Origin of the sequence: Aneurinibacillus thermoaerophilus (assembly GCF_900099925.1) — a bacterium.
Taxonomy (GTDB): Bacteria; Bacillota; Bacilli; order Aneurinibacillales; family Aneurinibacillaceae; genus Aneurinibacillus; species Aneurinibacillus thermoaerophilus.
In genome coordinates, this window is record NZ_FNDE01000006.1 from 90,075 (window position 1) to 104,492 (window position 14,418).

Consider the following 14,418-nt stretch of genomic DNA (forward strand, 5'->3'; position numbering starts at 1 on the left):
GTTTATGAGGTTCGGCAATATTTTCTGATCAGCTTGCATGCCCTCGTTTGGCTAATTTGCAAATCTTTGGCGACTTTTCGGGAACTTTTGTTTTTTTGGTATGAGTTGATAACCATGTTTTTTTCAAGTTCTTCTATAGCCTCATCCAACGAAGCGGAAGATGTAAAATATGATTTCGGTTTTGCACTTTGTACAATCGTGTCTGGCAAGTCCTCTACTTCAATTATGGAGTCAGTTGTGACGACCAGTCTCTCGATGACATTTTCTAGTTGCCGGACGTTGCCGGGCCAATCGTAACTGAATATAATATCGAGCGCTTTTTGTGAAATGAGCCGATATACTTCATATTTTTTATTGAACTTGTTAAGGAAGTAATATGTTAAAGGAATAATATCTTCTACTCTCTCTCGTAAAGGTGGCAATTTGATTTCGATGACATTGAGCCGATAATAAAGATCTTCTCTGAAGCGTTTTTCCTGCACCATTTCGTATAAATTTTGGTTTGTTGCCGTAATAATACGGATATCCAATTTTTTTGCTTCCCGCCCTCCGACAGGAAAGAATTGGCGTTCCTGAATCACTTGTAGCAGTTTAGCCTGCATTTTTGGTGAGATTTCTCCGATTTCATCCAGGAAAACTGTACCGCCGTTCGCCGCTTCCAGGAGTCCCATTTTTCCTCCTTTGCTTGCTCCGGTAAATGCTCCATGGACATAGCCGAATAGTTCCGATTCGAGCAGTTCTTCTGGAATGGCCGCGCAGTTAAGAGATAAGAAAGGGCCGTTTTTTCGTGTACTCATCTGGTGGATATATTTTGCTAGCACGCTTTTTCCGGTGCCAGATTCCCCCTGAATTAAAAGGGTTGTATCCACTTTTGCTACCTTTTCGCAAAAGGCAATAAGTTTTTTCATCTCTTTATTGTTTGTGATGAGATTTTTTGAAGATGGATACTCTGTTTCGGAATCATTCTTTTCGTGAGTATCTGGCATTTGGAGCTTTTTGTAGTTTTGCTCCTGAGAGGTCGTAACGATCAATTCGATTTCATTATCTTTGTTCAAAATCGGAATGGCTGTTGTAATGAGTTCTCCCCCTATATATGTTGTCTGCTTAATGGTGATTGGTTTTTTCGATGTTAAAACGAAAGGAACGATCGAAGGTGACCAGTATCCTTTCGAAACGAACTCATCATTCGTTTTTCCGATGACTTCGCTTGGCTTCAAGCCGTAATGCCGCTCACAAACTTTATTGACATAGATGATACGACCCTCTTTGTCTAACACAAAAATTTCATCCGATGAATGATCGAGAATGTTCATAAGAGTTTCGGCACTGATTTCTATTTGTTTATTGTTTTCCGCAGTTCTTTGCATGTATAATCACCACGCCTTACTCTAATTCCATTTTTTGTATAAACATTCCGAATTTAATAAATTGAGTATAAATTCACTCTATTGAGTTAATTATAACTCATTTTTATAGTTAAAAAAAGAAAAAATAGAGTTATTTGTGTTGGGAATAGCGGAATTTTTATTGGCATTAATATTGCTTTAAAAAATAGTTAAAGAAAGCAACAACTTGTGCAATTTTCTCCGAATTTTTAAACAAAAGTGTGAGAAGGGAGTTTTCAGTCATGGAAGTAAAAGAACAGAAGGTTGTATCCAAACCCAAACAAACGATTCCGTATTATCTTTATACCGACCCGAATGTATTAAGGGTAGAACAAGAGAAGATTTTTGCGAAAAGTTGGCAATTTGTAGGACACATTAGCCAGTTAGCAAATCAGGGTGACTATTTCACATGTGAGGTAGCCGGCGAGCCTATTATCGTTGTGCGTGGGAAAGACGAAGAAATAAGAGCGTTTTATAATGTTTGTCCACATCGTGCAACCAAATTAGAGAAAAAGGAAGAAGGGAATAGGAAGGTTCTGCAATGTGGTTATCATGGATGGACTTTTAATTTGGATGGTTCTTTGCATAAAGCGCCGAACTTTAAGGATGTCCCTGATTTTTGTTCAGGAAGCGCCTGTCTTCGCTCAGTTCGGGTAGAAACGGAAGCCTCCTTGATTTTTGTGAATCTTGATGAAAGCGCTAAACCACTTGCTGAAAGCTACGGTGATTTTTTTGAAGATCTAAATAGATTTGAATTCATTAGAGAATTGAAAAAGGTAAGACAAAAAACACGAGTCATTAAGGCGAACTGGAAAGCATTCATTGACAATTATCTGGAATGTGATCATTGTCCGATTTCCCATCCGGCTCTGGTTGCTACGTTAGATATGAATAATTACAAGATTATCCCTTGCGAGAATTATTCGATTCAAGGTACGACTGTAAAGCGGAACAAACAGGTGGGAAGCGTAGAACTGGATAAAGCGGAAATGCAAGGGGGCCGTTTTTATTGGCTCTGGCCGAACCTGATGGTTACAATTTATCCAGGCCCGGGAAATATGTCGCTTATCCAAATGATTCCGATTGATCATGAAACAACATTAGGTGTGTATACGTATTTCTTCCGAGATGAAAATTTGACACAGGAAGAGCTTGATTTAATCAAATTTATGGAACAAGTGCGGGATGAAGATGTGGAATTAGTCGAGTTGGAGCAAATTGGTTTCCGCTCTCGAGCCTTTAAAAAAGGTATTTTTTCACCTACAGAAAACGGGGTCGTACAGTTTCATGATATGATTCGTGAAGTGATTGAGATAGAAGAAGAGTAAGATAACGATGCATACTAGCCTTTCAAATGGCAAAATATTTGCAGCGGAAAGGCTAGTATTCTCTTTGAGCTATTAACACTATTTGGTTCGTTTTAAAAATTGATATATTATTACATTCAAAAGATTGATAATTTAAAATAATTTATACAAAAGATAGGAAATGTAGTTACTTAATTAGCCTGCATTTGTAAAAGCATTTCAGAACACGATTGATATTTTTTAAAAGGAGGAATGCAGTAATGAAAATTTTAATTTGGTTACTGAGTCTTATACCTGCTATTGGTTCATTAACGGTAATAAACCGTGTAGAACCTTATATACTTGGTTTACCCTTTATTGTCTTTTGGGCAACCGCTTGGCTCATTTTAACTTCAGTATGTTTATATATTAGTAGCATGATCCATGACAAAAAGGAGGTAAATAAATGAATAGCGCAATATTAATCATAATAGTCACTTTTTTAGTTGCCTTCTATTTAGGTATTCGCGCTCGTAAAGGGCAAGAAATGCAACTAGAACAGTGGGCAGTTGCTAATCGTAATTTCGGTTCATTAATCATGTTTGTACTAATGGCAGGAGAAATGTTTTCGACATTTGTGTTTCTAGGGGCAAGCGGAGGCGCATATAGAATGGGGGGCCCTGCTATTTATATATTTTGTGCTCTAACCTATATTGTACCGTACTGGATTTTACCTCCTATTTGGCGTTATGCAAAAAAACATAATTTACTTACTCAATCTGATTTTTTTGCGAAGAAATATAATAGTAAGGCACTAGGGTTATTGGTAGCAACAGTTGGTGTCGTGTCTATGATCCCTTATATCGTTCTACAGTTAAAGGGATTTCAAATCATTGTATCAGAAGCTTCTTATGGAAGAATTTCACCGAATTTAGCAGTATGGATAGGTATGATTGCTGTTACTATATTTGTTTATGTGTCTGGGATTCATGGCTCAGCATGGACATCAGTTTTAAAAGACATTCTTATGCTAGTCGTTATCCTATTTTTAGGTATTTATCTACCCTATCACTATTATGGTGGCATAAAACCTATGTTTGAAACATTAGATGCTACAAAGCCGGGATTTTTATTACTACCTAACGAAGGACTTAGCATATCCTGGTACATTTCTACATGTTTAATCATTGCTTTGGGACAGTATATGTGGCCGCATTGCTTTGGTGCAAGTTTATCATCAAAGGATGAAGGGACATTGCGTAAGAATGCAGCCATTTTACCAATTTACCAAATTATTTTGGTATTCATACTATTTATCGGATTCACTGCTCTTTTACAAATACCGAATTTAAAAGGGGCAGATACAGATTTAGCTTTATTTAAAATAGCAAAAGCAACATTTGACCCATGGTTTGTGGGTGTCATAGGAGCTGCGGGATTGTTGGCGGCGCTTATGCCCTGTTCCATGTTACTGCTAACAGCGTCTACGATTCTGTCAAAAAATATTTATAAAGCGATAAAACCGAATACAACCAATGAACAACTTGCACGATTAACTCGTATTTTTGTACCTATCGTTGCACTAATCTCTTTATTTTTTACTTTTTATGGTGGAAACACCATGATTGCATTGCTAATAATGGCTTATAGTTTTGTGTTACAATTATTTCCAGCTTTATTCTTTAGTTTATGGAAGAAAAACCCTGTTACCAAACTAGGTGCTTCTGCCGGGATAATAGCTGGTGTAGCTACGGTTGCTTATGTAACAATTACCGACATGACTATGGGTACCTTGTTTCCTAATTTCCCACAGTTTATAAAGGATCTTGATATTGGTATAGTAGCGATTACGATTAATACAGTAGTTATGTTACTAGTTAGCGTTGTTACTAGTAAAGCAAGGGTGAGAGCATATATTGAGAAAAGAGTTACTTTTGAATAATAACGATACGAAAAACAAAGGGGGTGAATGGTTTGGAAATAACACAAATCTTGTTAGAAAAAAATGTTCCATGTACGATGTGAGACGGGACGGTGTTGTATGCCAATATTTATCGACCCAATCAGCAAGGGAAATTTCCTGTATTATTGACACGACTTCCTTATGGCAAAGATTTGCCCTTTTATTCACATCGTTACCTTGATACAAACCGCCTTGTCAGCAATGGCTATGTTGTCATCATCCAGGATGTTCGGGGCCGTTATCATTCCGAAGGGGAATTTCATCCATTCACATATGAAGCAGAAGATGGTTATGATACGGTAGAATAGGCTGCATCATTGCCTTATTCTTCTGGAAAAGTCGGAATGTTTGGTCTATCTTACTATGGATTCACACAATTGCTGGCAGCTGCTGAACGCCCGCCGCATTTGTATGCGATTTTTCCGTGTATGACATTGAACGATCAGAGGAATGGAAGTTTTTATCAAAACGGTGCCTTAAAATCAACCCTGCCTGTTAGAAGGCAGGGTCAGCTTGCAGATAGACCCCCTCTCCTATTAGTGGCAACGAGGGAGTTTGTCTGCAAGCTGACCACTCAAAAAATGTTTTGAGTGGTTTTTAATTATAAATTAAATATTGTTTGCGTTCTTGTTTGAATTTATTCAATTGCGGTGCATAGTTTGCTTCAATTTGCTGCGGGCTTAATCCTTGAGAAAGATATTTGCCGATCTTATCGGTACCCATGATTTTATCGAACATTACAATCGTTTTTCCGCTTTTCGGTACTTTGAATTTATTGAGCGAGTGGGCATACGCCAGCGCGTAAATTCCTGTTTTGGCCGGATTAAACGCGTGGTAATTGGTAATTTTCAAACGTACTCCGCCCGCGGAGCCGCGTTTCTCTGGAATGAAAGTGACACCAGGCAGGCCGGCTTTGTTTAGCAGAGCGGCATATTTTTTCGAGTCAATTCCTTTGCCGCCAATCCACTTGAACGCATCTGCCTGGAAAATGCCTGTCCCTTCTCCCAATCCGGTAGCTGCGTAACCGAATACAGACTGCAAATCCGGAATCAGCGGAGAGCTTTGTACCCAGCGCAGCCCTGTGTCCTGGAAAATCATATCGCGTGTGTAGCCTTCCATCGGCACTACATGAAGATCGGCGCCGATGTTGCGGTTAAAAAACAGAGCCAACTCTCCGATTGTCATGCCATGGGTCATTGGCAGATTATCAACACCGACGAATGATTTATATTTATCTTCAAGCACCGGGCCTTCCACAATAGTTCCGCCGAGCGGATTGGGTCTGTCCAACACAACTATCGTTTTGTTATTCTGTTTGGCAGCTTTCATACAGTAATTTAAGGTAGATATGTATGTATAGGAGCGCGCACCGATATCTTGTATATCAAAAACAAGCACGTCGATATTTTCCAGCATTTTAGCGGTTGGCATCCTCGTTTTGCCGTAGAGGCTGTAAATCGGGATTTTTAAGGTTGGGTGCATCGACGACTCTACGTAAGCTCCGGCTTTCGCTTTGCCGTCAATACCGTGTTCAGGACCGTAGAGCGCCGTTAATGTAGCATGCGGATATTCAGCTAACACGGAAATCGTGCTTTTTCCTTGGCTGTTGACCCCGGTCTGGTTCGTAACAAGTCCGACCCGCTTTCCATTGATAAGATAAGCATATTTTTCTAGGAATACCTCATTCCCAAGTTTGAAATCGCTCCTTCTCGCTTCACCCGATGGTGCAAACACACCGAAAACGAGAAGAAGTCCTAGCATAAGCGATAATGCTTTTTTCACTTTTTCCTCTCCCTTGTTATCTTGTTTTTTAGTGAAAGTTTTTTTATAATTTTACATCACGACTATAATAGGAAGTGAAGAACATGTTCAATTATATAGACGCACAAGGAAGAAAATAGTTTCTTTGGCAATATGTTTGCCATTGGCATTGAATAAAGGAATCCATGATTTCTATCGTTTTTTTATTGTATGTATACGCTATAATTGAATAGTAAAGGGAACTTTTTTATGGTTGTATCGTTTATAATTACAAATGCCTTTGTGGCTTATATATTGGGAGGTGATAGGGATGGATGACTTATCGAACACAAATGATCGCCAGCATGCGGATTTTTTATCGTTAACAGAAGCTGCTACCTTGAGAAACGGGCAGTTCGACATTGCGTCCTTGTCGGAAGAAGAACGGAAGAAAGTACAGGAACTGGCGAAACAGATTGAAGTAAAAGATAGTATGTCTATATTACAATATGGCGTAGGATTGCAGAGTGAAATTTCCCGTTTTTCCGATACTGTTCTCGATCATGTGCGTGCCAAAGACAGCGGTGAAGTAGGACAAGCGCTAACAGAATTAATGCTAAAGGTTAAAGAGGTAGACACCGATACATTATCCGGCAGAAGAGGAGGATTTCTTTCTAAAATGCCGGTGCTCGGTTCCCTTGTGAATTCCGGGAAAAAGTTAGTGGCTCAGTATGAAAAGCTGGGCAGCCAGATAGAGACGATTACGCGTCAATTGAATAAAGCGAATGCGCAATTGTTGAAAGATATTTCTCTGTTGGACACACTTTACGAAAAAAACAGGGAATTTGTACGTCAGCTGGATTTATATATTGCTGCAGGCCAGTTGAAATTGCAGGAGCTTGAGCGCGAAGTCCTGCCAGAGTTGAAACGGAAGGCTGAAGCGTCCCAGGATCCGGCGGATGTACAGGAATTGAATGATATGGGTCAACTTATCAACCGTTTGGAGAAGAAAATCCATGACCTTATATTGACCCGTATGGTTACCATCCAATCGGCGCCACAAATTCGGCTGGTACAAAACAATAACCAGGTATTGGTGGAAAAGATTCAATCCTCTATTCTCACAACTGTGCCGCTTTGGAAAAACCAGCTGGTTATTGCCATCGGATTGCACAGACAAAAACAGGCGCTCGAGGTGCAAAAACAGGTCGCTGACACCACAAATGAGCTGTTGCTGAAAAATTCGGAACTCCTGAAAATGAACGCTATCGGAATTGCCAAAGAAAATGAACGAGGAATTGTCGATATCAGTACGTTGAAGAAAACGCAGGCGAATCTTTTGGAAACGCTGGAGGAAACGCTGAATATTCAGCGTCAGGGGCGTGAGAAGCGCCGCCAGGCCGAAGCGGAGATCGAAAAGATGCAACAAGAGCTGAAAGACAAGTTGACTATGCTTGCGTTGCAACGCCAGAACCACTACTAGCAAAGAACGGGGCCCCCGTATCATGCAAGAGGGGGCTTTTTTCATGGTAAAGGAAGCGCGGCAATGCTTGCAGGTTTTTCTTACATATTTTCATGATTGCTTATTTTGCATATACAGATTGTTCTCTGATCAGAATGGTAAGGAGGAAACCCCTTTGAAGCCGTTTTTGAAGTGGGCAGGGGGAAAATATAAGCTGGTCCCTCATATTAAAGAATTGCTTCCCAAAACCCGGCGCCTGATTGAGCCGTTTGTTGGCAGCGGCGCAGTTTTTTTAAATATAGAATATGATGAATACCTACTGGGAGATATAAACCGGGACTTAATCAATTTATACAAGACATTGCAGGAAAAAGGGCCGGCATTTATACAGTTCTGCAAGTCGTTTTTTACGCCGGAACATAATTCTGAAGAGATGTATTACATATTACGGGAACGATTTAACAGTGAACAGGATATTACGGTAAAATCAGCTTTATTTGTATATTTGAATCGTCACGGATATAACGGTCTTTGCCGCTATAATACCAGCGGCAAGTTCAATGTTCCGTTCGGACGTTATAAAAAGCCGTATTTTCCGGAAGCGGAAATGCATTATTTTTATGAAAAGGCAAAGAGAGCTACATTTGTTTGCGCCGGTTTTACGGATACAATGTATACCGCCCAAGAAGGCGATGTTATATATTGCGATCCTCCATATGTGCCTTTATCGGAAACAGCGCTATTTACAACTTACAGCGCAGGCGGTTTTGGCAAGGAACAGCAACTCGAACTGGCGCGCATCGCAAGAGAACTGGCAGACCGAAACATTCCAGTCCTTATTTCCAATCATGAGACCGATTTTACTTTGAAGGCCTATGCCTCTGCCCAAATTAGAACCTTAGAAGTTCAGCGCAATATAAGTTGTGATCGGAATAATAGAAACAAAGCCAAAGAAGTGCTTGCACTTTTCTAATGTGTAAATGTATAACAAATAGCTCATCACTGCTTTTGAGAAATGAAGCGGCCATCACGACGCACGAAATAGGTTGTTAATTTTCTGGTGATGCTATGCCATATGCATGAGACATCTAACATTCTTTTCTGTGTAAAAATGGTTGGGAGTACATCTATTTTTACACAGGATGAATGATGATGTCTCTTTTTACTTATTATAGAGATTTTGAACGAATGCGATTTTAATTTTCATTCGATTCTAAAAAAAATAAAAAATTATTGCCGAAACAAAATCTCTGTAATATAATAAAAATAACAAATCGGAAACTGTTATATAATATAACCTGCAAGTAAAAAGTCATGGATAGGAGGTTTTTGATTTATGGGTACGACAACTTACCCGATAGGCGTTCAGGTTCTTGGAGCGGTACCTGAAGGATATGCCGAGATTCTTACACCCGAAGCGCTGGGGTTTGTAGCTAAATTGCAAAGGGAGTTCAATAAGACACGGATTTCTTTGCTCCGGAAACGTGAAGAAAGACAGAAAGAAATTGATGCAGGGAAAATGCCGGATTTTTTACCGGAGACTAAACATATTCGTGACGGTTCGTGGACCATTGCGCCTCTTCCATGGGATCTGCAAGACAGAAGGGTAGAGATTACCGGACCGGCAGGGGATCGCAAGATGGTAATCAACGCCTTTAATTCGGGTGCGAAGATATTTATGGCAGATTTTGAAGATGCTAATTCTCCAACTTGGAGGAATACGATTGAAGGTCAAATTAACTTGAGGGATGCGATTAGAAGAACGATTGAGTTTGTAAGCCCTGAAGGCAAGCGATATGCATTAAAGGAAAACATTGCAACATTAATCGTTCGTCCGCGTGGATGGCATCTGGAGGAAAAGCACGTACTGGTCGATGGGGAACCTGTTTCCGGCAGTTTGTTCGATTTCGGTCTTTACTTTTATCATAATGTCCACACTCTTTTGAAGAATGGAACAGGGCCATACTTTTATCTTCCGAAGATGGAAAGCCATTTGGAGGCAAGACTTTGGAATGATGTGTTTGTTTTGGCGCAGAAGGAGCTGGGAATTCCGCAGGGAACAATTAAAGCGACCGTTCTTATCGAAACGATTTTAGCAACATTCGAAATGGATGAAATTCTATACGAATTACGTGAACATTCAGCGGGACTAAACTGTGGTCGATGGGACTATATCTTCAGCTACATCAAGAAGTTTCGTAATCAACAACATGTAATCCTGCCCGATCGTGCAACAGTTACCATGACAGTACCGTTTATGAGGGCCTATACGCAATTGACCATTAAAACCTGTCATCGACGGAATGCTCCGGCAATCGGTGGTATGGCAGCCCAAATTCCAATTAAAGGCGACCCGGTAGCGAACCAAGAAGCGTTTAACAAGGTGCGTGCGGATAAGGAAAGAGAAGCCAGAGATGGTCATGATGGAACTTGGGTGGCTCATCCGGGATTGGTTCCGGTCGCAATGGAAGTATTTGATGAATTAATGCCAACACCAAATCAAATTCACAAAAAACGTGAGGATGTACAGGTGACGGCTGCGGATCTTCTTGCTGTACCTGAAGGAGCTATTACAGAGGAAGGATTACGTACCAATATTAGTGTAGGAATTCAATATATTGAAGCTTGGCTTCGTGGTTCTGGCGCTGTTCCAATCTTTAACCTTATGGAAGATGCGGCTACGGCAGAAATTTCTCGGGCGCAGGTATGGCAGTGGATTCGTCATCCAAAAGGAATCCTTGATGACGGACGTAAGGTTACTACTGAGTTATTCAAGCAACTGCTTGCTGAGGAATTAGTAAAAATCGAAAAAACTGTCGGGGAAGATCGTTATTATTCCGGTAAATATCAGCTGGCGAGTGAGTTGTTCTCCAAACTTATCTTGGACGATGAGTTTGAAGACTTCTTAACTCTCCCTGGTTATAAATATATTGATTAATTTTTGAAAGGGTGGAAGAGATTATGTTGAAAGAACATTATGTATCCCAATTAAAGGAAAGCTGGAAAGATGATCGCTGGAAAGGGGTTGAGAGACCATATTCAGCAGAGGACGTAATTCGGCTCCGTGGCTCTATTCAAATCGAATATACACTTGCCCGCATGGGTGCTGAGCGTCTCTGGCATCTCTTAAATACTGAAGACTATATTAATGCGCTTGGCGCTTTAACGGGAAATCAGGCCATTCAACAAGTAAAAGCCGGGTTAAAAGCTATCTACCTGAGCGGCTGGCAGGTTGCTGCTGATGCGAACCTTGCCGGACATATGTACCCTGACCAGAGCTTGTATCCGGCAAACAGTGTACCGCATGTCGTAAAGCGTATTAATCAGGCTCTGCAACGTGCAGATCAAATTCATCATGCGGAAGGAAAAAATGATATCTATTGGTTTGCTCCAATCGTTGCCGATGCTGAGGCAGGATTTGGCGGCCCGTTAAACGTATTCGAAATGATGAAAGCCATGATTGAAGCAGGTGCAGCTGGCGTCCACCTCGAAGACCAATTATCTTCTGAGAAGAAGTGTGGACACCTGGGTGGTAAAGTTCTGCTGCCAACACAAACCGCTGTTCGCAACCTCATTGCCGCACGATTGGCTGCCGATGTAATGGGAGTTCCGACTGTATTAATTGCCAGAACAGATGCAAACGCAGCAAACTTAATTACTAGCGATGCCGATCCGTATGATGCTCCGTTCATTACGGGTGAGCGTACTCCGGAAGGATTTTACCGGACTAAAGCAGGTCTTGATCAGGCGATTGCCAGAGGACTTGCATATGCACCATATGCGGACATGATTTGGTGTGAAACTTCTGAACCTAATCTTGAAGAGGCAAGACGCTTCGCCGAAGCGATTCATGAAAAATTCCCTGGAAAACTGCTTGCCTATAACTGCTCGCCTTCTTTTAACTGGAAGAAGAAGCTGGATGATGAAACCATCGCAAAATTCCAGATTGAACTAGGCAAAATGGGATACAAGTTCCAATTTGTTACCCTCGCCGGCTTCCATGCTCTTAACTATAGTATGTTTGATTTGGCTCGTGGCTATAAAGAGCGCGGTATGGCGGCGTACTCCGAATTGCAACAGGCAGAGTTTGCTGCTGAAGAATACGGCTACACTGCGACAAGGCATCAGCGCGAAGTTGGTACCGGTTATTTTGATGAAGTTTCTCAAGTTATTAGCGGCGGAACCTCTTCCACGATCGCGCTTGCCGGTTCAACAGAAGCCGAACAGTTCACCAAAGCCTAATTCACTTTTTCTACTATCTAGGCTGATGAGTTTTATAGATAATTCTTATTTATTATACAGCACTGGGCAATAAATAGCAAACTGGAGGAATCTAAAATGGAATCGGAATTCCACAAGAATCTTCCGAAAAAAGAATGCATTGAATGCGGCTGTGAAATTAGAGAACAATACGAATCCTATCTACATCTTTGTGAACGGTGCATAAATAATATGGAAGAATAAAAGAACAATTAAAATGAATGTATCCCTGTAGGAATGCCCTTTTTTTGGTGCTTAATGTTAGAATAGAAATCAAATTTTTGCCTGGATATTGGTTTGCTTTCAGGATAGGGTTTGCGCCCTATCCTGAAGTTTTTATATTTAAAGTAAAAATCCAAATGATAAATATTACTTAAATTTATAGATAGGGGTGGGAGATGTGAAGGGGAAGATTCGATTGGCCCTTCGGATGTCCATTCAAATTTTATTTTTGTGCGGGCTTAATGAACTGGGAAATCTCATTGTTGAGGTTTCCTGTCTTCCTTTACCCGGAAATTTGATCGGGATGTTACTTCTTTTTCTTTTATTAATGATGGGAGCTGTACCATTACATTGGGTTAAAGAAGGTTCTTCCATTTTGTTAAAGCATTTATCTCTCTTTTTTATTCCGATTGCGGTGGGATTAATGAATTATGGGCATCTTTTTTTACATCAAGGCTGGATTTTTTTGCTTCTTATTTTGATAAGTTTATGGATCGGAATTTACACAACTGGGGGTATTTCTCAATTTCTCATCCATAAAAAAGAACATAAGCAAGAAGAATATCTACAAAGGGGAGAGCGACGATATGGATAAATTAATCGCGTTATATACTTTTGCAGTAACGGCTGGAGCTTATATGTGGAGTCTGTTCTTAAATAAAAGATATTCTTCCCCTTTTACCAACCCGGTGTTTGTAAGCACTTTACTCATTATTTTTGTTCTTGTATGCAGTAACATTCATTACACGGAATACCAGATCACAAAGGATGTTTTGGCTTTTTTCTTGGGTCCTGCTACAGTGGCACTTGCTATCCCGTTATATCAAAACCGAGAAGTTTTATTTCGAAATATCATTCCTTCATTTGCAGGGTTGTTAGCCGGCTCCCTAGTTAGTATAATGGTGACCGTTTTTCTGTTAAAAAGCCTGCATCTATCGTCTGAAATTATTCGTTCCATGAGTTTAAAAACTATCACGACCCCTATTGCTATCGAGGTGGCTTCAATCATTCACGGAGATGGGATTCTGACCGCTATTTTTGTAATATTAACAGGAATGGTAGGGGCCATGACAGGTCCTTGGATTATGAATAAAATGAAGATTTATCATCCTTTATCTAGAGGGCTTGCCTTTGGCACGCAGGCTCATGGGATCGGAACTGCGCAAGCCGCAGCAGAGGGGGAGCTTCAGGCAGCGATCGCTGGAGTAGCTATGGGGCTCAACGGAATTTTCGTTTCTTTTCTTGCCCCGTTTGTGATTCCGTGGCTTACAAAGTGAAACCACTTGTTTTTTTACGAAAAAATTAAGATTACATCTGAACAACGTACAGGCACGCGATAGGCGTTCGCCTCATAGGCTGAAGATAAGGGCGAATAATCTGGGGGTGAACGCGATGGCAGGGTTACTTACGGTAATCACGATGTTTTTCAGAGACTTGATGCTGTTCGTGTCATACATCAAAAATAATGCGTTTCCGCAACCGTTAAGTGAAGAAGAAGAAAATATGTATCTGGAACGAATGGCAGAAGGAGATAAGCATGCGCGAAACAGGTTGATTGAACACAATCTGCGTTTGGTGGCTCATATCGTCAAGAAATTTGAAAACACAGGGGAAGACAGCGAAGACCTTATCTCCATCGGCACTATCGGTCTCATCAAAGCCATCGAAAGCTACAAGAAAAGCAAAGGAACAAAACTAGCTACATATGCCGCACGGTGCATTGAAAATGAGATTCTAATGTCAATAGCAGTGCATAAAAGAGAGGGGAGTTAACTAGGCCCTTCTTTTCTTTTTTATCTTAACATTCCCCATCGTCATTGTGAATCATCGTGTATGAATGGCCACGATAAAATAAGCGTAAGCAGACATGCAAAACACTAACGAAAAATAAAACTCTGCTTCTGCGCTTTACCGTAACGAGCGTGTGATGCGTGTGCATTTCTTTAGATGTGCTATGTCGAACAGTGTTGATCTATTCCAATGACATGCTATAATATTAATTGCGAACAATAATGATAATGAATATCATTATCTCTAATTTTGCTCTATCATAGCATGAATTCCATACATAAAACTTACCAGTTACCAAAAGAAAAGGGA

General features: G+C 40.6%; 12 protein-coding genes and 2 pseudogenes. 12 read left to right on the forward strand and 2 right to left on the reverse strand.

The genetic code is table 11. The features are described 5' to 3' along the window. Positions 1-2: 2 nt before the first annotated feature. Positions 3-1,367, reverse strand: a complete 1,365-nt coding sequence (locus tag BLR88_RS05305) for a sigma-54 interaction domain-containing protein (RefSeq protein WP_057897987.1) — start codon at positions 1,365-1,367, stop codon at positions 3-5. Positions 1,368-1,627: 260 nt separating this feature from the next. Between BLR88_RS05305 and BLR88_RS05310 the strand changes: the two genes are divergently transcribed. From BLR88_RS05310 to BLR88_RS05325, 4 genes and pseudogenes are all read left to right on the forward strand, one after another. Further along, on the forward strand, positions 1,628-2,713 hold the full coding sequence (locus BLR88_RS05310; protein WP_057897988.1) for an aromatic ring-hydroxylating oxygenase subunit alpha: 1,086 nt from the start codon (positions 1,628-1,630) through the stop codon (positions 2,711-2,713). 239 nt (positions 2,714-2,952) lie between these two features. Further along, entirely contained in the window at positions 2,953-3,141 is a 189-nt protein-coding gene (locus BLR88_RS05315) for a DUF3311 domain-containing protein (RefSeq protein ID WP_057897989.1), read from the forward strand. Further along, entirely contained in the window at positions 3,138-4,613 is a 1,476-nt protein-coding gene (locus tag BLR88_RS05320) for a sodium:solute symporter family protein (protein ID WP_091260122.1), read from the forward strand. The genes BLR88_RS05315 and BLR88_RS05320 overlap by 4 nt, the downstream gene beginning before the upstream one ends. A 92-nt stretch (positions 4,614-4,705) precedes the next feature. Next, positions 4,706-5,224, forward strand: a pseudogene (locus BLR88_RS05325) (CocE/NonD family hydrolase). A 7-nt stretch (positions 5,225-5,231) separates the two neighbouring features. Here the strand turns inward: BLR88_RS05325 and BLR88_RS05330 are convergent. Beyond that, on the reverse strand, positions 5,232-6,416 hold the full coding sequence (locus tag BLR88_RS05330) for a DUF1343 domain-containing protein (protein WP_408863251.1): 1,185 nt from the start codon (positions 6,414-6,416) through the stop codon (positions 5,232-5,234). 289 nt (positions 6,417-6,705) lie between these two features. Between BLR88_RS05330 and BLR88_RS05335 the strand changes: the two genes are divergently transcribed. The 8 genes and pseudogenes from BLR88_RS05335 to BLR88_RS05370 form a co-directional block, all read left to right on the forward strand. Then, complete coding sequence (locus tag BLR88_RS05335; protein WP_091260124.1) at positions 6,706-7,857, forward strand: toxic anion resistance protein; 1,152 nt, start codon at positions 6,706-6,708, stop codon at positions 7,855-7,857. Positions 7,858-8,011: 154 nt separating this feature from the next. Then, the gene (locus BLR88_RS05340) at positions 8,012-8,809 is read left to right on the forward strand and encodes a Dam family site-specific DNA-(adenine-N6)-methyltransferase (RefSeq protein WP_236781964.1); all 798 of its coding nucleotides are present in this window, start codon (positions 8,012-8,014) and stop codon (positions 8,807-8,809) included. A gap of 363 nt (positions 8,810-9,172) precedes the next feature. Next, on the forward strand, positions 9,173-10,774 hold the full coding sequence (gene aceB, locus BLR88_RS05345) for a malate synthase A (RefSeq protein WP_057897994.1): 1,602 nt from the start codon (positions 9,173-9,175) through the stop codon (positions 10,772-10,774). A gap of 23 nt (positions 10,775-10,797) precedes the next feature. Then, positions 10,798-12,078, forward strand: coding sequence for an isocitrate lyase (gene aceA / locus BLR88_RS05350; RefSeq protein WP_057897995.1), 1,281 nt, complete (start codon positions 10,798-10,800; stop codon positions 12,076-12,078). Positions 12,079-12,174: 96 nt separating this feature from the next. Next, positions 12,175-12,300 carry a protein YhfH gene (gene yhfH, locus BLR88_RS05355; RefSeq protein ID WP_082705893.1) on the forward strand — a complete coding sequence of 42 codons (126 nt, stop codon included), beginning with the start codon at positions 12,175-12,177 and terminating at the stop codon, positions 12,298-12,300. Between the two features lie 226 nt (positions 12,301-12,526). Beyond that, on the forward strand, positions 12,527-12,913 hold the full coding sequence (locus BLR88_RS05360) for a CidA/LrgA family protein (RefSeq protein WP_139184918.1): 387 nt from the start codon (positions 12,527-12,529) through the stop codon (positions 12,911-12,913). Then, positions 12,906-13,595, forward strand: coding sequence for an LrgB family protein (locus BLR88_RS05365; protein WP_057897997.1), 690 nt, complete (start codon positions 12,906-12,908; stop codon positions 13,593-13,595). The genes BLR88_RS05360 and BLR88_RS05365 overlap by 8 nt, the downstream gene beginning before the upstream one ends. 115 nt (positions 13,596-13,710) lie before the next feature. Next, a pseudogene (locus BLR88_RS05370) lies at positions 13,711-14,079 on the forward strand (sigma-70 family RNA polymerase sigma factor); the annotation flags it as partial. Positions 14,080-14,418: the final 339 nt, after the last annotated feature.